Raw genomic sequence first — 20001 nt, 5'->3', positions numbered from 1 at the left:
CGCGGACAGCGTTTCCTCTCTGCGCACCTTCATCGACCGCATCCCGACGCCATACGCGTCCGGGAGGGGGAGTTTCAAGCATGGATTTCGTTTCCTTCCTGATCCAGATCCTGAATTCGCTGCAGTACGGACTGCTGCTGTTTCTGGTGGCCAGCGGGCTGACGCTGGTGTTCGGGATCATGGGCATCATCAACCTGGCGCACGGCAGCTTCTACATGATCGGCGCCTACATGGCGTTCGCGCTCACCAGCGCGACCGGCAACCTGATGCTGGCGATCGTGCTCGGCATACCGCTGGCGTTCGCCTTCGGGGCACTGCTCGAGAAGCTGTTGTTCGTGCATCTGTACAAGCGCGACCACCTGCAGCAGGTACTGCTCACCTACGGGCTGATCCTGATCTTCGAGGAGCTGCGCAGCCTGACCATGGGCGACGACGTGCACGGGGTGGACATCCCGGCGCTGTTCTCGGCCTCGATCCAGCTTTCGGACACTCTGTCCTACCCGGTCTACCGGATCGTGATCTCGGTGGTGTGTGTGGCCCTGGCCGCCGGGCTGTGGTGGCTGATGCAGCGCACCCGGCTGGGGATGATGATCCGCGCCGGCTCGCACAACCGCGAGATGGTGCAGGCGCTCGGCGTCAACATCGACCTGCTGTACCGCAACGTGTTCGCCCTCGGCGTGGCGCTGGCCGCGCTCGCCGGCATGCTCGCCGCGCCGGTGTCCTCGGTGTATCCGGGGATGGGCGGCAACGTGCTGATCATCTCCTTCGTGGTGGTGGTGATCGGCGGCATCGGCTCGGTGTGGGGGGCGCTGGTGGCGGCGCTGCTGGTGGGCTTTACCGACACCTTCGGCAAGGTGCTGGTGCCCGAGTTCGCCGGACTGGCGGTGTACCTGGTGATGGCGGTGGTGCTGCTGTGGCGCCCCGAAGGCATCTTCAAGAAAGGCTAGGCGATGAATTCCAGAATCCCGCTGTTTCTACAACTGCTCGCGCTGCTCGTGCTGATCGCCTATCCGCTGTACGGCTCGAGCTTCTACGTCGAGATGCTGGCCAAGACCCTGGTGATGGCGATCTTCGCCATGAGCCTGGCGCTGCTGGTGGGCTTCACCGGGCTGGTCAGCCTCGGGCATGCGGCGTATTTCGGCATCGCCGCCTACGTCGTGGCGCTGGTGACGCCCAAGTACGACCCGGCCAGCTTCTGGTTCGCCTTCCCGGCCTCGGTGCTGGCCGCGGCGCTGGCCGCGCTCGTGATCGGGCTGTTCGTGCTGCGCACCAAGGGCATCTACTTCATCATGGTGACGCTGGCCTTCGCCCAGATGGCCTACTACATCTTCCACGACACCCCGCTGGGCGGAGGCTCGGACGGGATCTACCTGAACTTCAAGCCCGATGCGGCGATTGGTGGCTGGGTGCCGTTCGACCTGAACGAGCCGCTGCAGATGTACTACTTCATCCTCGCGGCGATGGTGGCGGTGTTCGTGCTCTTGAAGCTGGTGCTGCGTTCGCCGTTCGGGCGCGTGCTCGCGGGCATCCACAGCAACGAGCACCGCATGCAGTCGCTGGGCTACGCCACCTTCCGCTACAAGCTCGCCGCATTCACGCTGGCCGGCGCGCTGGCCGGGGTGGCGGGCTTCCTGTACGCGGTGCTGTTCGGCTTCGTCACCCCCGAGTACCTGTCGTGGCACCAGTCGGGCAACGTGCTGATGATGGTGATCCTGGGCGGCATGGGTAGCCTGGCGGGGGCGGCGGCCGGGGCGTTCGCCTTCATCGGCCTGCAGGAGCTATTCACCGACCTGAGCAAGCACTGGCAGCTGCTGATGGGCAGCGTGATCGTGCTCGCGGTGCTGTTCATGCCGGACGGGCTGGCCGGGCTGCCCAAGCGGGTGATCCGCATGATCAACTGGGGAGAGGACAAAAATGGCTGAGGCAATGCTCGTGGCCGACCGCCTGACCCGCCACTTCGGCGGGCTGACGGCCAACGAAGAAGTGTGCATCACGCTCGAGCGCGGCACCCTGCATGCCTTGCTCGGCCCCAACGGCGCGGGCAAGTCGACCTGCATCAACATGCTCTCGGGCGATCTGCCGCCCTCGTCCGGGCGCATCCTGCTCGGCGGCCGGGACGTCACCCGGCTGTCGGCGGCGGCGCGCTCGCACCTGGGGATCGGACGCAGCTACCAGCGCACGAACATCTTCCCGCAGTTCACCGTGCTCGAGAATTGCCGCCTGGCAGCGCAGTCGCGCCGGCCGCGGCCGTGGAAGATCTTCACCGACGCCCAGCGCCTGAGCGACACCGTCGAGCGCGCGCGCGCGGCGGTCGCCGAGGCCGGGTTGGGCGGGCGCGAGGCGCGGGTGGCGGGCACGCTGTCGCACGGCGAGCAGCGCCAGCTCGAGATCGCGATGGTGCTGGCGACCGACGCCAGGGTGCTGCTGCTCGACGAGCCGCTGGCGGGCATGGGCTCGGAGGAGTCGGCGAAGATGGTCGAGCTGCTGCGCAGGCTCAAGGACGGGCGTGCGATCCTGCTCGTCGAGCACGACATGGATGCGGTGTTTGCGGTCGCCGACACGATCACGGTGATGGTCAACGGCGCGGTGCTCGAATCGGGCCCGCCGGTGCAGATCCGCAACAGCGCCGAAGTGCAGGCCGCTTACCTGGGAGAGGACGAACATGTCTGAGACGCTGCTCGAAGCGCACGACCTGCACACTTATTACGGTTCGAGCCACATCCTGCACGGCGTCGATTTCCACATCGCGAAGGGTGAGGCGCTGGGGCTGATGGGGCGCAACGGCATGGGCAAGACCACGCTGATCCGCTCGATGCTCGGGCTGGTGCGTCCGCGCCACGGCACGGTCAAGGTCAATGGCGACGACATGACCGGGGCGAGCACGCACCGCATCGCCCTGCGCGGCATTGCCTACGTGCCCGAGGGGCGGGGAATCTTCCCCAACCTGAGCGTGCGCGAGAACCTGATCATGGCCGCGCGCGCCGGCGTCGACGGTCAGCGCACGTGGACCTTCGAGCGCGTGATGGAGACCTTCCCGCGCCTGGGCGAGCGCCTGTCGAACGGCGGCGGGCAGCTCTCGGGGGGCGAGCAGCAGATGCTCACCATCGGCCGCGCGCTGATGACCAACCCCGACCTGCTGATCCTGGACGAAGCCACCGAGGGCCTGGCGCCGCTGATGGTGAAGGAGATCTGGAACGTGGTCCGCACCATCCGCGAAACCGGCATCGCCACCGTGATCGTGGACAAGAACCACGCCGCGGTGACCGCGCTCACCGACCGCTCGATGATCCTGGTCAAGGGCCAGGTCGTCTTCGACGGCCCGAGCGCGGCGGTGCGCAACGACCCGGAATTGATCCAGAAGCATCTCGGCGTCTGAGGACGCAGATTTATTCGAAATCATGGGGGCGTCGAGCGCAGGCCACTATATTGAGCCTGCCGATCAAATACCGCGCGGGCCGCGCCTGTCGACTCCGGTCGATGTCGACGTCCTTCGATGCGCATCGGGCTGCGTTCAGCTGCGGTTCAGCCGGTGGCGTGCACACTCGATGGCGATCATCCACCCGGAGCCTGCCGCCCTGCCTTGAGCGGAGCATGTCCGGCGGAAAGAGGGGTGGAGGATCTGGCGCTGGAGGGCGCTTCGTTCGATCATCCCGGTTGGGAGGCGTTGCCGGTGCCGCACCGAGGGTGTCGGCCGGGCGCGGCCAGCCCGGGGCAAGGAGGTTTCCGATGACAAACCGTTCGTTACCGGCCGTGGCCCGGCTCCTTGCCGGGCTCGCGTTCGCCGCCTCCTTCGCGGCCGTGGCCGGCGGAGGCGACCACGAGCGTGCGCGCCGGGCGCTCGAAGCGGGCGAAGTGCTGCCGCTGCGCGCCGTGCTCGAGCGGGTCGAGCGCGACTATCCGGGGCAGGTCGTCGAAGTCGAGCTCGAACGCGAGGACGGCACCTGGCTCTACGAGATCAAGCTGATCCGCCCCGGCGGCAGCGTGGTCAAGCTCAGGCTCGATGCGCGCGACGGGACCTTGTACGCTGCCGAGGGACGCGATCTGCATCCGTCCGGCCGGCACGCAGACTGAGGACGCCGGCGGCGGGAACAGCAAGGCCGGGAAGGAAAGGACGAAGCGATGCGGATTCTGGTGGTGGAAGACGAACCCACGCTGGCGGCGCAGCTGCGCCAGGCGCTGACGGCGGCGGGCTATGCGGTCGATCTCGCCCATGACGGGCGCGAGGCCTGCTTCCTCGGCGAGGTGGAGGCGTTCGATGCGGTCGTGCTCGACCTCGGCCTGCCGCTGATGGACGGCCTCAGCGTGCTCAAGCGCTGGCGCGGCGGCGGGCGGACGATGCCGGTGCTGATCCTGACCGCGCGCGGCGACTGGCACGAGAAGGTGGCCGGCATCGACGCCGGCGCCGACGACTATCTGACCAAGCCTTTCCACATGGAAGAGCTGCTCGCCCGCGTGCGCGCGCTGATCCGCCGTGCGGCCGGGCAGGCGAGCGCGGAGCTCGTCTGCGGTGCGGTCGTGCTCGACACCCGCGGCGGGCGGGTCACCGTCGACGGCCAGGCGCTGGCGCTGACCAGCCACGAGTTCCGCGTGCTGTCCTACCTGATGCACCACGCCGGCGAAGTGGTGTCGCGCACCGACCTCACCGAGCACATCTATGCCCAGGACTACGACCGCGACTCGAACACGATCGAGGTCTTCGTCGCCCGCCTGCGCAAGAAGCTGCCGCCCGGGCTGATCGAGACCGTGCGCGGCCTCGGCTACCGTCTCGCATGTCCGGGCTGAAGCCGGTCGCCGCGCTCGCCGGCGGGCGCGGTTCGCTGCGCCTGCGGCTGCTCGTCGGCACCCTGGTGTGGATCGTGCTTGCGATCGCTGCCACCGGTTGGGGGCTGGGCGCGCTGTTCAGCCGCCACGTGGCGCAGCAGTTCCACGTGGAACTGCGCACCCATCTCGACCAGCTCGCCGCCAACCTCGTGTTCGATGCCGACGGCCAGGCCGTGCTCAAGGCGCCGCTCAGCGACCCCCGCTTCGCCCGGCCGTATTCCGGGCTGTACTGGCAGGTGGACCGGATCGACGGGGCGGTGCCGGAGATCGGCGTGCTGCGCGCGCGTTCGCTGTGGGATGTGGCGCTGGCGGTGCCGGCCGATGCGCTTGCCGACGGCGAGCAGCACGCCCACCGCGTCGACGGCCCGGACGGCGCGCCGCTGCGCATGATCGAGCAGGTGCTGCGCCCGGCCGAACAGCCGCAGGCGGCGCTGCGCCTGATCGTCGCCGCCGACGAAGGGCTGATCGGCGAACCGGTGGCGCGCTTTACCCGTCTGCTGGCGCTCGGCCTCGGCCTCCTTGGCGCCGGCCTGGTGGCGGCGGCGCTGGTCCAGGTGCGGATCGGCCTGCGCCCCCTGGCGCGCCTGCGCGGGGGGCTGGCCGAGGTGCACGAAGGCCGCCGGCGGGCGATCGAAGGCGCCTTCCCGTCCGAGATCCAGCCCCTGGTCGATGAATTCAACGCCGTGCTCGTGCGCAACGCCGAGATCGTCGAGCGCGCCCGCACCCAGGCCGGCAACCTTGCGCATGCGCTGAAGACGCCGCTCACCGTGCTCGCCAATGCCGCCGCGCAGCCGGCACGAGGGCAGCCGGGAGAGCCGGTGGGAGGGGGGGAGGGCGGCGCGCTCGCCCGCCTCGTCGCCGAGCAGGTCGGCCTCGCCCGCACCCAGATCGATTACCACCTGGCGCGCGCGCGCGCCGCCGCCGCGGCCGGCATTCCCGGTCAGCGCACGCCGCTGCGTCCGGCGCTCGACGGCCTGTTGCGGCTGATGGCCAAGGTCCATGCGGGGCGGGGGCTGGAAATCGGGCCAGCCGGCGGCGCGGACGCGCTCGTATTCCGCGGCGAGGCTCAGGATCTGCAGGAGATGCTCGGCAACCTGCTCGACAATGCCTGCAAGTGGGCGGCGCACCGCGTCCGCGTCGAGGCGCGGGCGACGGCGGGTGGGCGGCTCGAAGTGGCGATCGACGACGACGGCCCCGGCCTGCCGCCGGCGGTGCGCGAAGCGGTGTTCGGGCGTGGCGTGCGCGCTGACGAGAACACCCCCGGTTCCGGCCTCGGGCTGGCGATCGTGCGCGACCTCGCCCGCCTGTATGGCGGCGACATCGCCCTCGAGACGTCGGCGCTGGGCGGTCTGCGCGCGGTGCTGACGCTGCCCGCGGCGTGAGCGGGGCGAGGTGCCCGGGTGCTCCGGCGGCAGGCGCGGGAGGCTCCGTGCGGCGTCGGCGCCGGCGTCAGGTGCCGCGTGCGGCGGCGAGCCGGGTCCGGGCGAAGGCGGCCCCGGTCTTCAGCACTTCGCGCACGCCGTAACGCCGGCGCATGTTGCAGCCGTCGCACAGCGTGGGGATCGGCGCCATGCGCTCGCGCTCGGCGAGGACGGTGTCGATGCTGTGCGTCGCCACGTTGCCGAGGACGTGGCGGTGGCCGATGTCGTTGTAGCAGTAGAGGTATTCCCCCGCGGAGGAAATGAACACATCGACGTTGCGCGCGAGGCAGCGGAAGCGGTTGCTGCGCCACTGGCGGTAGAGGTCGCGGATGCTCGGAATGAAGTCGAACTCCTGCGAGCGCAGGCGATGGCGACGGATCGTGGCGCGCAGCGTTTCCGTCCCAGCGGCCGGCGCTTCGGCGTGCAGGCCGCCGCCGCGGTTGTACAGCGTCGGCGACATCGTCAGCGTGGCGACGCCCTGGGCGCGCAGCCAGTCGATGGTGGCCGGCAGCGAGGGCAGGCATTCGGGCAGCGGGGTGAGGCTGATCGCGAGCCGGGTGTGGCGCAGCAGCTTCTGCGCGGCCTGGATGTTGGCCATCACGCGGGCGTGGTCGAGGTTGACGTGAACGCGGCGATAGACAGCGGGGTCGATGCTGGAAAAGGACACCATCAGCAGATCGATGGCGCCGTCGAGGTGGCGCAGCTTGTCGGCGTCGAGCAGGTGGCCGTTGCTGACCATGTCGAAGCGCACCGGGTGGCCACGGAGGTCGTCGACGAAGTCGAAGAAGTGCCGGTGCGTGGTCGCCTCGCCGTAGCCGGCGATGACGGTGCGGAACACCTGCTCCGGCGTCAGGCGGGCGAGCGTCTGCTGCCAGGTCTGCCGGCTCATCCGCTGCGGGTGCTCGATCAGCTCGCGCGGGCACATCGGGCACAGCGCGTTGCACTTGCTCGTCCATTCGGCATTGACGGCGATGCGGTAGCGCCCGCTCGGGGGCGGTCGCTCGAGAGGGGGCGGTTTCATGACGCGGGCACCAGGCGGGGAATGTGGTTGGGGCAGTTGGGCACGACCTGCTCGACGCTCACCTCCACCACCCGGGCGTGGCCCGGGAAGAGGGCGAGCATTTCGCCGGCGTCGACGATGCGGGCCTTGCCGTTGACGCGCAGGCGGGCGCCGTCATCGAAGTCGATGAACAGGCAGCCGACATGGGGATTGGCGAGGAGGTTGCCGAGGCTCATGAAGGCGCCATTGCCGTCGAAATCGGGGAAGACGAAGCGTTTGTCGTCGAGGATGCGCACCACGCCCGGTCCGCCGCCCTTGAACGAGCAGTCGCAGCGCCCGTCGGGGGCGCTGGTGGCGAGGAAGAAGAACGGCGCGCTTTCCAGGCGGGCGTGGAACGCGCCCGGGATGTGGTCCCACAGCAGGCGCGTGCGGCGGGCCTCGTCCCACCAGGAGGCGGTGTTCCAGCGCTGCTGGGCGGCCTGTTCGCCGGGATGGAAGGGGGGCATGTTCATCGGTAGTGATGGGCTCCGGGGAGGTCGGACGGGGCGACAACCGGTGTGTGCGAGGTCGGTCGCCGGGCGGTATTCATGGCGGCGCAGTGTTCGCCGGCAACATTAAGCTCGTCTTAAGCGGTTCCGCCTGCCTCCGGGGCGGGCGCGGCAAAGGAAGTGCGGGGCAGCGTGCGGGTCATATCGGCCGCTGCGGGGCGGGCACCCCGGCCCGCAGCGCTTAAGCTCGGCTTAATCCTCGGCCCTCAGGATCGGCCCCGGTTCCCTTGCCGAGATCGCTCATGGAATGGCCGCACTCCTATCCCGCACTGCCTGCGCTGCCGGCGCCGCTGCCGCACGACGGCGCTGCCCTGCCACGCCGTCTGGCCTTGCTTCCGGTGCGCAGCGACGCGCAGCGCAGCGCGGTCGAAGCCTTCATCCGCGCCCGTTTTGCCGAGCACTATGATGCCCGGGTGCGCCACTTCATGCCCTGCCTGTACGGGCTCGAGAGTGACGACGGCCGCCTGTACGGTGCGCTCGGCACGCGTGCCGCCGACGCCGGAGCGCTGTTCCTCGAGCGCTACCTCGAGCGGCCGATCGAGCAGGTCCTCCTCGATCGATGCGGCGTCGCCGCGGCCCGCCGCGACATCGTCGAAGTCGGCAACCTCGCGGCCCGCGGGGCGGGCGCAGCCCGGCTGCTGATCCTCGCCCTGAGCGGGATGCTGGCGGCGCAGGGTTTTCGCTGGGTGGTATTCACCGCGACGCCGGCGCTGCGCAACAGCTTTCAGCGCCTCGGCCTGGCACTGCGGACGCTGGGTCCGGCCGATCCTGTCTGCATGGGAGAGGAGGCGCGCGAATGGGGCAGCTACTACGAGCGCTGCCCGCAGGTGATGGCTGGCGAGATCGCGCACGGGGCGGCGCACCCGCTGCGCGCCGACGTCGTCCTGGCGCCGGGCCGCCGGTCCCTGCCTTGCGGGGCAGAGGGGACGCATGTCGCCGGCTGTTGACGCCCTGCGGCGGGCGATCGCCGCTTACGGTGAGCGCCCGGCGCTGCAGTGCGGCGCGCACACGCTGAGCTACGCCGGCGTCGACGAAGCCGTCGCCCAGCGCAGCGCCGAACTCGCCGGGCTGGGCGCCGCGCGGGTCGCCCTGAGCCTGGATAACGGCATCGACTGGGTGCTGTGGGAGCTGGCGCTGCTGTTCGGCGGGCGGATCTGCGTGCCCGTGCCGGGCTTCTTTTCTCCCGCCCAGCAGCGCCACGTCATCGACAGCGCGGGCATCGACACCTGGATCGGCCCGCTGCCGGCGTGGCTCGCCGACGCCGGCTTCGGCGAACGGCAGGCGGGAATCTTCCAGCGTCGCCCGCCCGCGGCGGTGGAGGTGCCGCGCGGCACGGTCAAGATCACCTACACGTCCGGCACCACCGGCCAGCCCAAGGGCGTGTGCCTGGACGGCGAGGCGCAGCTCGCGGTGGCGCACAGCGTGAGCGGGCTCGCCCAGGCGTGCGGGGTGCAGCGCCATCTGTGCGTGTTGCCGCTGGCGACCCTGCTGGAGAACATCGCCGGCGTCTACGCGCCGCTCCTGGCCGGTGCCTGCGTGGTGCTTGCGCCCCTCGCCGAAATCGGCATCCACGGCGCCAGCGGGCTCGATCCGGCGCGCCTGCTCGGCAGCCTCACCGCGACCTGCCCGCACAGCCTGATCCTGCTCCCCCAGCTGCTGCAGGTCCTGGTGGGTGCGGCCGAGCGCGGCTCGGCGCTGCCCGACAGCCTGCGCTTCATCGCCGTCGGCGGCGGCCGGGTGGCACCGCAGCTGTTGCGCCGCGCCGAGGCCCTGGGGTTGCCGGTGTTCGAGGGCTACGGCCTGTCCGAATGCGCTTCGGTGGTGTGCCTGAATACGCCCCAGGGGCGGCGTATCGGCTCCGTCGGCCTGCCCCTGCCGCATGTCCGGCTGCGTCTCGGCGAAGATGGCGAAATCCTGGTGCGCGGGGCGCGCATGCTCGGCTACCTGGGCGAAGCGCCAGGCGCCGGCGAGTGCCAGGCTGGCGGCGAGAGCCAGGCGAGCGGCGGGTGGCAGGCGACCGGTGATCTGGGCCACTTCGAGGACGGTTTCCTGGTCGTCCACGGGCGCAAGAAGCACCAGTTCATCACCGCCTTCGGGCGCAACGTCAACCCGGAGTGGGTCGAGGCCGAGCTCGCCCAGCAGCCTGCGATCGCCCAGGCCTGGGTTCATGGCGAGGCCCTTGCGCAGAACGTCGCCGTCCTCGTCCCCCGCTCCGCCGACTGCACCGACGCCGAACTCGAGGCGGCCGTCCGTGCGGCCAATGCCGCCCTCCCCGACTACGCCCGCGCACACCGCTGGCTGCGCGCCGCCGCTCCGTTCGGCGCCGCCAACGGGCTCGCCACCGCCAACGGCCGCCTGCGCCGTGATGCGCTGCTGCAACACTACCGGGCGGCGATCGCCGCCCTCCTGTCCGTCCCTGCCGATGAGGTCCGTGCATGAACTTCTTTGACCAGCTGCAACGACAGACCGCCGCCGAGCGCGAATACCTGTTTGATGCGCCGATCATCCGCCAGGCGCTTGCCGGCACGGTCGGCCGCGACCGCTATGTCGCCTTCCTGACCGAGGCCTACCACCACGTCAAGCATACCGTGCCCCTGCTGATGGCCTGCGGCGCGCGCCTGCCTGAGCGCCTGGAGTGGCTGCGCGAAGCGGTCGCCGAATACATCGGCGAGGAGACCGGCCACCAGGAATGGATCCTCGCCGACATCGCCGCCTGCGGCGCCGATGCCGACGCCGTGCGCCACGGCCAGCCGGCGCTGGCCACCGAGCTGATGGTCGCCTACGTCTACGACCGCATCGCGCGCCACAACCCGGTGAGCTTCTTCGGCATGGTCAACGTCCTCGAAGGCACCAGCATCGCGCTCGCGACCCGGGCCGCGGGCACGCTGCAGCGCAGCCTGCAGCTGCCCGCCCAGGCATTCACCTACCTGAACTCCCACGGCAGCCTGGACCAGGAACACATCCGCTTCTTCGAGCGGCTGATGAACCGCCTTGACTGCGCCGACGACCAGGCCGCGGTGGTCCATACCGCGAAAGTGGTCTACCGCCTGTACGCGGACCTGTTCCGCACCCTGGCGCAGTCCGCCTGAGGAGGCCGTGATGCGACTTTCCGAATGTCGTGCCCTGCTCACCGGAGCGAGCGGAGGGATCGGCCAGGCGCTGGCCGAGCAGCTGTGCGCTGGCGGCGCCCGGGTGCTGCTGGTCGGGCGTGAGACCGAGGCCTTTGCCGCGCTCGCGCAGCGCTACCCCGGCCAGGTCGATTGCGTCCGCGCCGATCTGTGCGAGCGCGCCGGGCGTGACGCGGTGCTGGCCGCCGCGCGCCGCTGCGATGGCCTGAACTGCCTGATCAATGCCGCCGGGATCAACCGCTTCGGCTTGCTGGAAAGCCAGGACGAAGAGGCGATCGCCCACCTGATCGGACTCAACGTCACCGCCACCGTGCAGCTCACCCAGCGTCTGCTGCCGGTGTTGCGCCAGGCGCCGCGTGCGGTGCTGGTCAACCTCGGCTCCACCTTCGGCTCGATCGGCTATCCGGGCTTCGCCGCCTATTGCGCGAGCAAGTTCGCCGTGCGCGGCTTCTCCGAAGCGCTGCGCCGCGAACTGGCCGACAGTCGGGTGAAGGTGCTCTACGTCGCCCCGCGCGCGACCCGCACGGCGATGAACGCCGCGCCCGTGGTGGCGATGAACACGCAGCTCGGGGTCGCGATGGACGATCCGGACGCGGTCGCCGCGCGCATCGTCGAGGCGATCCGCCGCGAGCGCGAAGAGCTCTATCTGGGCTGGCCGGAAAAATTCTTCGTCCGTCTCAACACCGTGCTGCCGCGCATCGTCGATCGCGCGCTGCGTCGCCAGCTGGCGGTGGTCAAGCATTTTGCCCGTCCCGCCGGTGCGCACTCCCGTTCCACCCCGCCTCCGCTCTGAAGGAAAAACCGATGAAACCCCTCTACCGCCTGTTCCCGCTCCTGTTCGCCTGCGCCAGCCTGCCCGCCTTTGCCCTCGGCGAAGCCGGCCAGGCCAGGCTCCACCAGCTGCAGGAACGCTGGGCCGAAATCCACTACCAGCTGCCGGAAAAGCAGCGTGAGACCGCCTTCGCCGCACTCGCCGGGGAGGCCGGGAAGGCGCTCGCCGATGAACCGAAGGCTGCCGAGCTGCACATCTGGCGCGGCATCATCCTCAGCACCTGGGCCGGCGCCAAGGGCGGGCTCGGTGCGCTCGATCTGGTCAAGCAGGCCAAAGCCGAGCTCGAGCAGGCGCTCGCGCTCGACCCCGCAGCGCTCGATGGCTCCGCCTACACCAGCCTGGGCAGCCTCTACTATCAGGTTCCGGGCTGGCCGCTGGGTTTCGGCGACGATGCGCAGGCCGAGCTCCTGCTGAAGAAGGCGCTCGCCCTCAACCCGGACGGGATCGACCCCAATTACTTCTACGGCGACTTCCTGCGCCGGCAGAAGCGCTACCCTGAAGCGCGCGCCGCCCTCGAAAAGGCGCTCGCCGCGCCTGATCGTCCCGACCGCGCCAGTGCCGATGCCGGCCGCCGCGCCGAAATCCGTCGCCTGCTCGCTGAGGTGAAAGAGAACATGGAGTGAAGGAGGCGCTGCGGGGCTGGCGGGAAGGGTGGGGTGAGCGGGAGTGCTGGATGCACGTGTCCCGCCCGTCGCGGCGCGAACGGGAATAAAGTGGCCGGATGCGGCAAGCGGACAGGAAGGAAGATGCGGATATTGCTGGTCGAAGATGACGCCGCCCTCGGGCAGGGGATTCGGGTGGCGCTCAAGCCCGAAGCCTACACCGTGGACTGGGTGCAGGACGGCGACAGCGCCCTCCACGCGCTGCGCCACGAAAGTTTCGATCTCGCCATTCTCGACCTCGGCCTGCCCCGCGTGGACGGGCTGGAAGTGCTGCGCCGCCTGCGCGCTGCGGCCAACCCGGTGCCGGTGCTGGTGCTGACCGCGCGCGACGCCACCGCCGACCGCATCGCCGGGCTGGATGCGGGGGCGGACGACTACCTGGTCAAGCCGTTCGATGTCGATGAGCTGAAGGCGCGGCTGCGTGCCCTGCTGCGGCGCAGCTTCAATCGCCCGCAGCCCGTGCTCGAATACCGCGGCATCCACCTCGACCCGGTCAACCAGCAGGTCAGCTACCGCGGCCAGGCGGTGGCGCTGCAGCGCAAGGAGTTCCTGCTGCTGCATGAACTGCTCGCCCAGCCCGGCCGCGTGCTGACCCGCGACCGCCTGCAGCAGGTGCTCTATGGCTGGGATGAAGAAGCGGAAAGCAACGCGCTCGAAGTGCACATCCACCATCTGCGCAGGAAGCTCTTCCCGGAGCTGATCCGTACCGTGCGCGGCGTCGGCTATCTGGTGGACAAGGCCTGATGCGCTCGATCCGCAGCCGTACCCTGCTGCTCGTGCTCGGCCTGCTCAGCCTGACGCTGACGTTGATTTCCTACAAGAGCTACCGCGATGCCCGCCATGAAGTCGAGGAAGTGTTCGACGCCGGCCTGGTGCAGACCGCGCGCCTGCTCGCCGGCATGGTCGGCGGCGAGTTGCCGGCGTCGATGCGGCAGGCGATGCAGACGGCGCTGGACGAAGCGATGGCGCAGAACGGGGTGGCGGGCCAGGGCGATGTACCGGCTGGAGCGGTGGGGCACGAATACGAGAGCAAGCTCGGCTTCGTCATCTACGATGAGCACGGCCAGGCCCTGCTGCAGTCGGCGAGCGCGCCGGCCGCGGCGCTCGATGCGCTCGACGCGCTCGTGCAACGTCGGCCGCCGGCCGCGGCCGATGCCGCGACCGCGGACCGGGCTGCCGCCCCCCTTCCCGAAGCGCTCGCCGGCTACCACGAGGTGCGCGTGGACGGGCACCGCTGGCGGCTGTTCATGCTCCACGATGTACGCGACCGGCAGTGGGTGCTGGTCGGCGAGCGCGAGGACGTGCGTGGCGAACTGGCGGCCAAGATCGCGCTGCGCAGCCTGCTCCCGGACCTGATCGGCCTGCCGCTGCTCGCGGTGCTGGTGTGGCTGGCGGTGGGCTGGGGGCTGCGCCCGCTGGCGCGGATGGTGCGCCTGCTGAAGGCGCGTGACCCCGGCAACCTGTCGCCCTTGGTGCTCGCCCCTCTGCCGCAGGAGCTGGAGCCGGTGGTGGCGTCGCTGAACCGCCTGCTCGGCCAGCTCACCGCGCTGCTCGAACGCGAGAAGCGCTTCCTCGCCGATGCCGCGCACGAGCTGCGCACGCCGCTGGCGGTGCTGCGCATCCATGCCCAGAACGCGCTCCAGGCGCCCGACCCCGGCGATCGCGAGGAGGCCTTGAAGCAGCTGGTCGGCGGCGTCGAGCGCGCCACGCGGGTGGTGACCCAGCTGCTGACCCTCGCCCGCCTCGAACCCGGCGCGGCGAAGGCGGGGATGGCCCCGCTCGAGCTCGCCACCTTCGTCCGCGGTGCGCTCGCCGGGATCATCCCGCTGGCGCTCGAACATGGCCAGGAACTGAGCTTCGAGTGCGCCGAAGGCGGCGATTTCAGCGTCCCCGCCGACGCCCCGAGCCTCGAAATCCTGCTCCAGAACCTGGTCGCCAATGCGCTCCAGCACAGCCCGGAAGGGGGCCTGGTGCGGGTTGAGCTGCGCCCGTGCGCCGACGCCGTGGCGCTGAGCGTGCACGACAGCGGCCCCGGCGTTGTCCCCGAAATGCGGGCCCAGGTGTTCGAGCGCTTCTTCCGCCACGGCCCGGGGCAGGGCGCGGGGCTGGGGCTGTCCATCGTCGCCCGGATCGCCGAGCTCCATGGCGGCAGCATCGAACTGGGCGACAGCCCGCTGGGCGGTCTCGAGTTCACCGTCCGGCTGCCGCGATCCGCGAGATGACGGTGCCGTGTGCGCCGAACGGGGCTTGTCTGGGGGTGTCGCGGGGGCGTTGACCGGGGGCGGAAACGGCTGTTTCGAAGGGCATCGACCGGTTAGACTCCCCGCTGACTTTTGCCCAGTCGGCACATCCCGGCCGGCCGGATCGCGCTCCGCTGCCAGGCCTTACGCACGGTCATGCACAGCGTGGTGTCCCATGGCCCTGCGTCGTTCGTCGCCGCACAGCGGGGTCCAGGCGGAAAGCCATCCTGTCGGCAAGAAGCCAGCGAAGAACGCCACATGGAGGAAGGCATGAGCGACGAAGCGCAAGCTGCACCTACGCTGCCACTCGCGGAAACCTTGACCGTCGAGTTCAAGAGCGACCGCAAGCGCCTGCCCGACGATGAGCTGGTCGAGTCGCTGGTGTGCATGGCCAATACCGACGGCGGTGAGCTGTGGCTGGGCGTGGAGGACGACGGTACGCCCACCGGCCTGCACCAGGCGCATCAGAACTTGTTCGGCTTGCCGGGGTTGGTTGCAGCGCGGACCTCGCCGTCGCTGGCCGTTCGCGTCGAACCGGTAGAGCTTGCCGGCGTACGCGTGGCGCGCATCACCGTCCCCAAATCCTCCGGCGAGGTGGCAACCACGGCGGGCGTGTACCTGCGCCGCCGCATCAAGCAGGACGGCACACCGGAATGCGTGGCGCTGCTGCCGCACGAACGCAGCAGCCGGGCAAGCCGGTTTGGTCTGGTGGATGTTTCGGCGCAAGCGGTGGCCGGCGCCACGTTGGCCGACTTCGACCCGCTGGAGCGCGAGCGTCTGCGCCAGACCGTGCGGCAATATGGCGGCGACCGCGTGCTGCTGGAACTGGATGACGAAGCCATGGACGGCGCGCTGGGCTTCACCACCCGCGACGAGGCCGGCCAGCGCGTGCCGACGCTGACCGGGCTGCTGCTCATCGGCCGCGAAACCGCCTTGCGTGACAAGGTACCCACGCATGAATTCGCCTTTCAGGTACTGGCGCGCGAGGCCGTGGCGTTCAACGAGTTCCGCCGCTTCCCACTGTTGAAGGCGCTGGATTGGCTGGAGACCAATTTCCGCCCCTACAACCCCGAGCGCGAGATTCAGGTGGGGCTGTTCCGCGTCCCGGTGCCCAAGGTGGACATGGGGGCATTTCGCGAGGCCGTTGCCAATGCGCTGGTGCATCGTGATTACCACCGCCTGAGCGCGGTGCATGTGCGACTGGACGATGACGGCCTGACCATCAGCAACCCCGGCGGCCTGGTGGAGGGCGTGACCCTGGACAACCTGCTGATCACCGAGCCACGTCCGCGCAACCGCACGCTGGCCGATGCGATGAAGCGGGTCGGCATCGTCGAGCGTTCGGGCCGAGGTGTGGATACGATCTACCGTGGCATGCTGCGCTTTGGCCGCCCCGAGCCGGACTACAGCCGCACCGACAGCAACAGCGTCGTCCTGCAACTGGACACGGCGTCGGCGGACGAAGTTTTTCTAAAACTGGTGGTGGAACAGGAAGGCCGCCAGGGCGGCGCGCCGCTGCCGATCGACAGCCTGATCGCGCTGGCCGCCTTGCGCGAGCACAAGCGGTTGAGTGCCGAAGGGCTGGCATCCCACATCCAGCGTGACGCGGTGCGCGCCAGGCGCACGCTGGAGCGTTTGGTCGAGGCGGGTCTGGTAGAGGCGCATGGGAATGTGCGTAGCCGCAGCTATACCTTGTCGGCGGATATGTATCGGGCCAAGGGTGAACAGGTGGCGTACACGCGGCAAGCGGGTTTCAGCAGCCTGCAGCATGAGCAACTGGTACTGGGCCATGTTCGGCATCACGGACGCATCCAGCGCAGCGAGGCCATGGAGTTGTGCCGCTTGAGCGGGGATCAGGCGCAGAAATTGTTGAAGCGGCTGACGGCGGATGGCCGACTGGTGAAGCAGGGAGAGAAGCGGTGGACGTTCTACACGCTTGGCGATAGCGAGTGTGCGTAATCGTTACCCGCGCTATCCGCCGCTATCCGCCGCTATCCGCCGCTATCCGCCGCCCCGTCCCGTTTGTATCTCTTGCCGGGCATGGCGGATGTGAACAAGGGGCTGCGATGCGCACCGATTGCACGTTTGCCGGGCGGCGGTGCTTGCTTCCATCGGATAAAAGTGAGTAAATACTTACTCCCTGAGTCCAGATGGTCGAATCCTCCTATGAGCTCCCGACACCTTCCCGCCGACGAGCGCCGCGCCGTCACTGTCGAAACCGTGGTGGCGCTGGCCGGAGAGCAGAATCCGAGCGAGATCACCACCGCCACCATCGCCGAGCGCATGCAGCTCAGCCACGGTGCGCTGTTCCGCCACTTCCCGACCAAGGAGGCGCTGTGGGGCGCGGTGATGGAATGGGTCGCCGAGCGTCTGATGGCGCGCATCGAGCGTGCGGTGCAGGCCGAAGCCAGCCCGCTCGCGGCGCTCGAGGCGATGTTCATGACCCACATCGATTTCATCGCCGATCACCCCGGGGTGCCGCGGATGATGTTCGGCGAGCTGCAGCGCGCCGAGCTCACCGCCCCCAAGCGCATGGCGCAAACCCTGCTGCGGCGCTACGGCGAGCGCGTGCGGGCCTTGCTCGAGGCCGGCCGGACGGCGGGCGAGATCGACTCCGCGCTCGATCTCGCCGCCGCGGCCACCTTGTTCGTCGGCACCGTCCAGGGGCTGGTGGTGCAGTCCCTGCTCGCCGGCGACGTCGGCCGCCTCCGCAGCGAGGCGCCGGCGGTGCTCGGCATCTACCTGCGCGGCATCCGGAGGCAGGCATGAAGCGATGGCTTTCCGCCAACGGCCGCCGCCTGGCGCTGGCCGCGGTGGTGCTGCTCCTGGCCGGCCTGCTGGTCTTCGTCGCCCTGCGCGCGGGGCCGCTGGCGCGCGTGCAGGTGACGGTGGCGACGGTCGAGGCGCAGGCGCTGACGCCGGCGCTGTACGGCATCGGCACCGTGGAGGCGCGCTACAGCCACCGCATCGGTCCGACCTTCGCCGGGCGGGTGCTGAACGTGGCGGTGCAGCCGGGCGAGCGGGTCCATGCCGGGCAGGTGGTGGGCGAGATCGACCCGGTCGATCTCGACGAGCGTCTGGCGGCGCAGGAGGCGGCGCGGCGGCGCGCCGAAGCGAACGTGTCGAGCGCCGAGGCGCAGATCCGCGAGGCCGAAGCGCGCCAGCGTTTCGCTGCGGCGCAGGCGCAGCGCTACGCGCGCCTGCTCGAAACCCACAGCGTCAGCACCGAGGCCGCGGCCGCGAAGCAGCAGGACGCCCAGGCCACCGCCGCCGCGCTGCAGGCGGCGCGCGCCGGTCTGGAGGCGGCGCGCCAGGAATTCATCCGCCTGCGCGCGGAGCGTGATGCGCTGCGCCTGCAGCGCGCCAACCTGCGCCTGATCGCGCCGGTCGATGGCCTGGTCACGCGCCGCGACGCCGACCCCGGCACCACCGTGGTCGCCGGCCAGGCGGTGGTCGAGATCGTCGAGCCGGCCAGCGTGTGGATCCATGCGCGCTTCGATCAGCAGCGTGCGAGCGGGCTGCAGGCCGCGCTGCCGGCGCAGATCGTGCTCCGCTCGGCGGCCGGCAGCGCGCTCGCCGGACGGGTGGCGCGGATCGAGCCGCTGGCCGATGCGGTCACCGAGGAAGTGCTGGCGAAGATCGACTTCGCCGCCCTCCCCGCCCCCCTGCCGCCGCTCGGCGAGCTGGCCGAAGTCACCGTCGAGCTGCCGGCCCTGCCGGCGCGGCCGGTGCTGGCCAGCGCCAGCGTGCACCGCCTCGGCGGCCGCCTCGGCGCCTGGGTGGTGGAAGACGACGGCGCGCTGCGCTTTGCGCCGCTGCGCCTGGGCACGGCCGACCTCGACGGCCGCGTGCAGGTGCTCGAGGGCCTGCACGGCGGCGAGCGCGTGGTGGTCTACAGCCAGAAGGCGCTCGCCGCCGGCAGCCGCATCGAGGTCGTCGACCGCCTGGTCGGCGCGGCGTCATGATCAGCCTGGCCGGGCGCGACATCCTCCACGCCTGGGGCAAGTTCGTGTTCACCGGGCTCGGCCTCGGGCTGCTGATCGGGGTCACCCTGACCATGGCCGGGGTCTATCGCGGCATGGTGGACGACGCCAAGGTGCTGCTCGACAACAGCGGCGCCGACCTGTGGGTGGTGCAGCAGGACACCCTGGGGCCGTACGCGGAGTCGTCCAGCGTGTACGACGACACCTGGCGCAGTATCGCCGGTATCGAAGGGGTGGCGCGCGCGGCCAACGTCACCTACCTGACCATGCAGGTGCGCCAGGCCGGCGCGGTGGCGCGCGATGTGCGCGCGATGGTGGTCGGCGTCACCCCCGACGGCCCCGGCCATCCCGGGCAGCCGGTGCATCTGCTCGCCGGCCGCCACCTGAGCCGCGGCCATTACGAGGCGGTCGCCGACATCGCCACCGGCTTCGCCCTCGGCGAGCGCATCCGCATCCGCCGCAACGAATACACCGTGGTCGGGCTGACCCGGCGGATGGTGTCCTCGGGCGGCGACCCGATGGTCTTCATTCCGCTGAAGGATGCGCAGGAGGCGCAGTTCCTCAAGGACAACGACGCCATCGTCCGCCAGCGCGCGCGCACCGCACAGAATCCGGCGTTGAACCGCCCCGGCCAGCCCGGTGTGCTCGATGCGGTGCTCGCCACGCAGAGCACCAACCCGTATGTGAACGCGGTGCTGGTGCAGCTCGCCCCCGGCTACGACGCCGACCAGGTGGCCGAGCCGATCCGGCGCTGGCTACGGCTCACCGCCTACACCCGAACGCAGATGGAGGAAATCCTGGTGTCCCGGCTGATCGCCACCTCGGCGCGCCAGATCGCGATGTTCCTGGTCATCCTCGCCGTGGTCAGCGCGGCGATTGTCGCCTTCATCATCTACACCCTGACCCTGGGCAAGATCCGCGAGATCGCGGTGCTCAAGCTGATCGGCACGCGCAACCGCACGATCGCGGCGATGATCCTGCAGCAGGCGGTCGGCCTCGGCCTGATCGGTTTCGCCGTGGGCAAGGTGGCGGCGACCTTCTGGGCGCCGATCTTCCCCAAATACGTGCTGCTCGAGACCGGCGACGCGGTGCGCGGCCTGCTCGCGGTGGTGGCGATCTGCGTGCTCGCCAGCGTGCTCGCGATCCGCGCCGCGCTGAAGGTCGATCCGGCGGAGGCGATCGGTGGCTGAATTGAAACAACCCCCACGCTCACTGCGTTCGCGGAGGGTCGGCTTTACACAGCCGACCCGTTCGGCAGGCACGGCGCGGTACGCCGCGAAATCCCTGCCTCACCCCCCCGAGGGGGCGTCAGTGCGCTTGAGGCGGCTCGGCGCATACTGCGAAGGCATCCGCATCGAAGGCCTGC

Annotated in this window: 20 protein-coding genes; 18 read left to right on the top strand and 2 right to left on the bottom strand. The window is 70.1% G+C overall.

Translation table 11 applies throughout. The features are described 5' to 3' along the window. The first annotated feature begins 80 nt into the window (after positions 1-80). The 7 genes from Tharo_RS16985 to Tharo_RS16955 all read left to right on the top strand — a co-directional run bounded on the left by Tharo_RS16985 (position 81) and on the right by Tharo_RS16955 (position 6203). Positions 81-947: a branched-chain amino acid ABC transporter permease gene (locus tag Tharo_RS16985; RefSeq protein WP_107220379.1), complete on the top strand. Its 867-nt coding sequence runs from the start codon at positions 81-83 to the stop codon at positions 945-947. 3 nt (positions 948-950) lie between these two features. Beyond that, positions 951-1922: a branched-chain amino acid ABC transporter permease gene (locus tag Tharo_RS16980; RefSeq protein WP_107220380.1), complete on the top strand. Its 972-nt coding sequence runs from the start codon at positions 951-953 to the stop codon at positions 1920-1922. Next, complete coding sequence (locus tag Tharo_RS16975; RefSeq protein WP_107220381.1) at positions 1915-2670, top strand: ABC transporter ATP-binding protein; 756 nt, start codon at positions 1915-1917, stop codon at positions 2668-2670. The genes Tharo_RS16980 and Tharo_RS16975 overlap by 8 nt, the downstream gene beginning before the upstream one ends. After that, the gene (locus Tharo_RS16970) at positions 2663-3376 is read left to right on the top strand and encodes an ABC transporter ATP-binding protein (RefSeq protein WP_075147519.1); all 714 of its coding nucleotides are present in this window, start codon (positions 2663-2665) and stop codon (positions 3374-3376) included. The genes Tharo_RS16975 and Tharo_RS16970 overlap by 8 nt, the downstream gene beginning before the upstream one ends. A gap of 350 nt (positions 3377-3726) precedes the next feature. Continuing rightward, on the top strand, positions 3727-4071 hold the full coding sequence (locus Tharo_RS16965; protein ID WP_107222216.1) for a PepSY domain-containing protein: 345 nt from the start codon (positions 3727-3729) through the stop codon (positions 4069-4071). Positions 4072-4119: 48 nt separating this feature from the next. After that, entirely contained in the window at positions 4120-4782 is a 663-nt protein-coding gene (locus Tharo_RS16960; protein WP_107222215.1) for a response regulator transcription factor, read from the top strand. Then, complete coding sequence (locus Tharo_RS16955; RefSeq protein WP_107222214.1) at positions 4770-6203, top strand: sensor histidine kinase; 1434 nt, start codon at positions 4770-4772, stop codon at positions 6201-6203. Before Tharo_RS16960 ends, Tharo_RS16955 begins: the two co-directional genes overlap by 13 nt. 67 nt (positions 6204-6270) lie before the next feature. Here the strand turns inward: Tharo_RS16955 and Tharo_RS16950 are convergent, their stop codons facing one another. Together Tharo_RS16950 and Tharo_RS16945 are read right to left on the bottom strand one after the other, a co-directional pair. Next, positions 6271-7263: a radical SAM protein gene (locus tag Tharo_RS16950; protein ID WP_107222213.1), complete on the bottom strand. Its 993-nt coding sequence runs from the start codon at positions 7261-7263 to the stop codon at positions 6271-6273. After that, positions 7260-7754, bottom strand: coding sequence for a pyridoxamine 5'-phosphate oxidase family protein (locus Tharo_RS16945; protein ID WP_107222212.1), 495 nt, complete (start codon positions 7752-7754; stop codon positions 7260-7262). Before Tharo_RS16945 ends, Tharo_RS16950 begins: the two co-directional genes overlap by 4 nt. Positions 7755-8032: 278 nt before the next feature. Between Tharo_RS16945 and Tharo_RS16940 the strand changes: the two genes are divergently transcribed. The 11 genes from Tharo_RS16940 to Tharo_RS16890 all read left to right on the top strand — a co-directional run bounded on the left by Tharo_RS16940 (position 8033) and on the right by Tharo_RS16890 (position 19825). Further along, on the top strand, positions 8033-8737 hold the full coding sequence (locus Tharo_RS16940; protein WP_107222211.1) for a thermostable hemolysin: 705 nt from the start codon (positions 8033-8035) through the stop codon (positions 8735-8737). Next, the gene (locus Tharo_RS16935) at positions 8721-10229 is read left to right on the top strand and encodes an AMP-binding protein (RefSeq protein WP_107222210.1); all 1509 of its coding nucleotides are present in this window, start codon (positions 8721-8723) and stop codon (positions 10227-10229) included. The genes Tharo_RS16940 and Tharo_RS16935 overlap by 17 nt, the downstream gene beginning before the upstream one ends. Beyond that, the gene (locus Tharo_RS16930) at positions 10226-10879 is read left to right on the top strand and encodes an iron-containing redox enzyme family protein (protein WP_075147527.1); all 654 of its coding nucleotides are present in this window, start codon (positions 10226-10228) and stop codon (positions 10877-10879) included. The genes Tharo_RS16935 and Tharo_RS16930 overlap by 4 nt, the downstream gene beginning before the upstream one ends. A gap of 10 nt (positions 10880-10889) precedes the next feature. Further along, on the top strand, positions 10890-11711 hold the full coding sequence (locus tag Tharo_RS16925) for an SDR family oxidoreductase (protein WP_107222209.1): 822 nt from the start codon (positions 10890-10892) through the stop codon (positions 11709-11711). Positions 11712-11722: 11 nt separating this feature from the next. Continuing rightward, positions 11723-12373 (top strand): tetratricopeptide repeat protein, encoded by a 651-nt coding sequence (locus tag Tharo_RS16920; RefSeq protein WP_107222208.1) that lies wholly within the window; start codon positions 11723-11725, stop codon positions 12371-12373. 123 nt (positions 12374-12496) lie between these two features. Next, complete coding sequence (locus Tharo_RS16915; protein WP_075147530.1) at positions 12497-13156, top strand: response regulator; 660 nt, start codon at positions 12497-12499, stop codon at positions 13154-13156. After that, a complete protein-coding gene (locus Tharo_RS16910) occupies positions 13156-14634 on the top strand; it encodes an ATP-binding protein (RefSeq protein ID WP_107222207.1) in 1479 nt (492 codons plus the stop codon). The genes Tharo_RS16915 and Tharo_RS16910 overlap by 1 nt, the downstream gene beginning before the upstream one ends. Before the next feature lie 288 nt (positions 14635-14922). Next, positions 14923-16611, top strand: a complete 1689-nt coding sequence (locus Tharo_RS16905; RefSeq protein ID WP_075147532.1) for an ATP-binding protein — start codon at positions 14923-14925, stop codon at positions 16609-16611. Positions 16612-16818: 207 nt separating this feature from the next. Continuing rightward, positions 16819-17421: a TetR/AcrR family transcriptional regulator gene (locus Tharo_RS16900; protein WP_107222206.1), complete on the top strand. Its 603-nt coding sequence runs from the start codon at positions 16819-16821 to the stop codon at positions 17419-17421. After that, positions 17418-18617, top strand: coding sequence for an efflux RND transporter periplasmic adaptor subunit (locus Tharo_RS16895; RefSeq protein WP_107222205.1), 1200 nt, complete (start codon positions 17418-17420; stop codon positions 18615-18617). The genes Tharo_RS16900 and Tharo_RS16895 overlap by 4 nt, the downstream gene beginning before the upstream one ends. Then, positions 18614-19825 (top strand): ABC transporter permease, encoded by a 1212-nt coding sequence (locus Tharo_RS16890; protein ID WP_107222204.1) that lies wholly within the window; start codon positions 18614-18616, stop codon positions 19823-19825. The genes Tharo_RS16895 and Tharo_RS16890 overlap by 4 nt, the downstream gene beginning before the upstream one ends. Positions 19826-20001: the final 176 nt, after the last annotated feature.

Source organism: Thauera aromatica K172 (genome assembly GCF_003030465.1).
In the GTDB taxonomy this organism is placed as follows: Bacteria; Pseudomonadota; Gammaproteobacteria; order Burkholderiales; family Rhodocyclaceae; genus Thauera; species Thauera aromatica.
Note: the sequence above shows the minus strand (reverse complement) of the source record. Positions and strands in the feature narration are given on the sequence as shown.

What these genes read in the sequence shown, in the direction of transcription:
- Tharo_RS16915 (WP_075147530.1), top strand. Translation starts at nt 12,497, where the DNA reads ATGCGGATATTGCTGGTCGAAGATGACGCCGCCCTCGGGCAGGGGATT.
- Tharo_RS16960 (WP_107222215.1), top strand. Translation starts at nt 4,120, where the DNA reads ATGCGGATTCTGGTGGTGGAAGACGAACCCACGCTGGCGGCGCAGCTG.
- Tharo_RS16985 (WP_107220379.1), top strand. Translation starts at nt 81, where the DNA reads ATGGATTTCGTTTCCTTCCTGATCCAGATCCTGAATTCGCTGCAGTAC.
- Tharo_RS16940 (WP_107222211.1), top strand. Translation starts at nt 8,033, where the DNA reads ATGGAATGGCCGCACTCCTATCCCGCACTGCCTGCGCTGCCGGCGCCG.
- Tharo_RS16965 (WP_107222216.1), top strand. Translation starts at nt 3,727, where the DNA reads ATGACAAACCGTTCGTTACCGGCCGTGGCCCGGCTCCTTGCCGGGCTC.
- Tharo_RS16930 (WP_075147527.1), top strand. Translation starts at nt 10,226, where the DNA reads ATGAACTTCTTTGACCAGCTGCAACGACAGACCGCCGCCGAGCGCGAA.
- Tharo_RS16900 (WP_107222206.1), top strand. Translation starts at nt 16,819, where the DNA reads ATGAGCTCCCGACACCTTCCCGCCGACGAGCGCCGCGCCGTCACTGTC.
- Tharo_RS16955 (WP_107222214.1), top strand. Translation starts at nt 4,770, where the DNA reads ATGTCCGGGCTGAAGCCGGTCGCCGCGCTCGCCGGCGGGCGCGGTTCG.
- Tharo_RS16935 (WP_107222210.1), top strand. Translation starts at nt 8,721, where the DNA reads ATGTCGCCGGCTGTTGACGCCCTGCGGCGGGCGATCGCCGCTTACGGT.
- Tharo_RS16975 (WP_107220381.1), top strand. Translation starts at nt 1,915, where the DNA reads ATGGCTGAGGCAATGCTCGTGGCCGACCGCCTGACCCGCCACTTCGGC.
- Tharo_RS16980 (WP_107220380.1), top strand. Translation starts at nt 951, where the DNA reads ATGAATTCCAGAATCCCGCTGTTTCTACAACTGCTCGCGCTGCTCGTG.
- Tharo_RS16950 (WP_107222213.1), bottom strand. Translation starts at nt 7,263, where the DNA reads ATGAAACCGCCCCCTCTCGAGCGACCGCCCCCGAGCGGGCGCTACCGC.
- Tharo_RS16910 (WP_107222207.1), top strand. Translation starts at nt 13,156, where the DNA reads ATGCGCTCGATCCGCAGCCGTACCCTGCTGCTCGTGCTCGGCCTGCTC.
- Tharo_RS16925 (WP_107222209.1), top strand. Translation starts at nt 10,890, where the DNA reads ATGCGACTTTCCGAATGTCGTGCCCTGCTCACCGGAGCGAGCGGAGGG.
- Tharo_RS16895 (WP_107222205.1), top strand. Translation starts at nt 17,418, where the DNA reads ATGAAGCGATGGCTTTCCGCCAACGGCCGCCGCCTGGCGCTGGCCGCG.
- Tharo_RS16920 (WP_107222208.1), top strand. Translation starts at nt 11,723, where the DNA reads ATGAAACCCCTCTACCGCCTGTTCCCGCTCCTGTTCGCCTGCGCCAGC.
- Tharo_RS16905 (WP_075147532.1), top strand. Translation starts at nt 14,923, where the DNA reads ATGAGCGACGAAGCGCAAGCTGCACCTACGCTGCCACTCGCGGAAACC.
- Tharo_RS16945 (WP_107222212.1), bottom strand. Translation starts at nt 7,754, where the DNA reads ATGAACATGCCCCCCTTCCATCCCGGCGAACAGGCCGCCCAGCAGCGC.
- Tharo_RS16970 (WP_075147519.1), top strand. Translation starts at nt 2,663, where the DNA reads ATGTCTGAGACGCTGCTCGAAGCGCACGACCTGCACACTTATTACGGT.
- Tharo_RS16890 (WP_107222204.1), top strand. Translation starts at nt 18,614, where the DNA reads ATGATCAGCCTGGCCGGGCGCGACATCCTCCACGCCTGGGGCAAGTTC.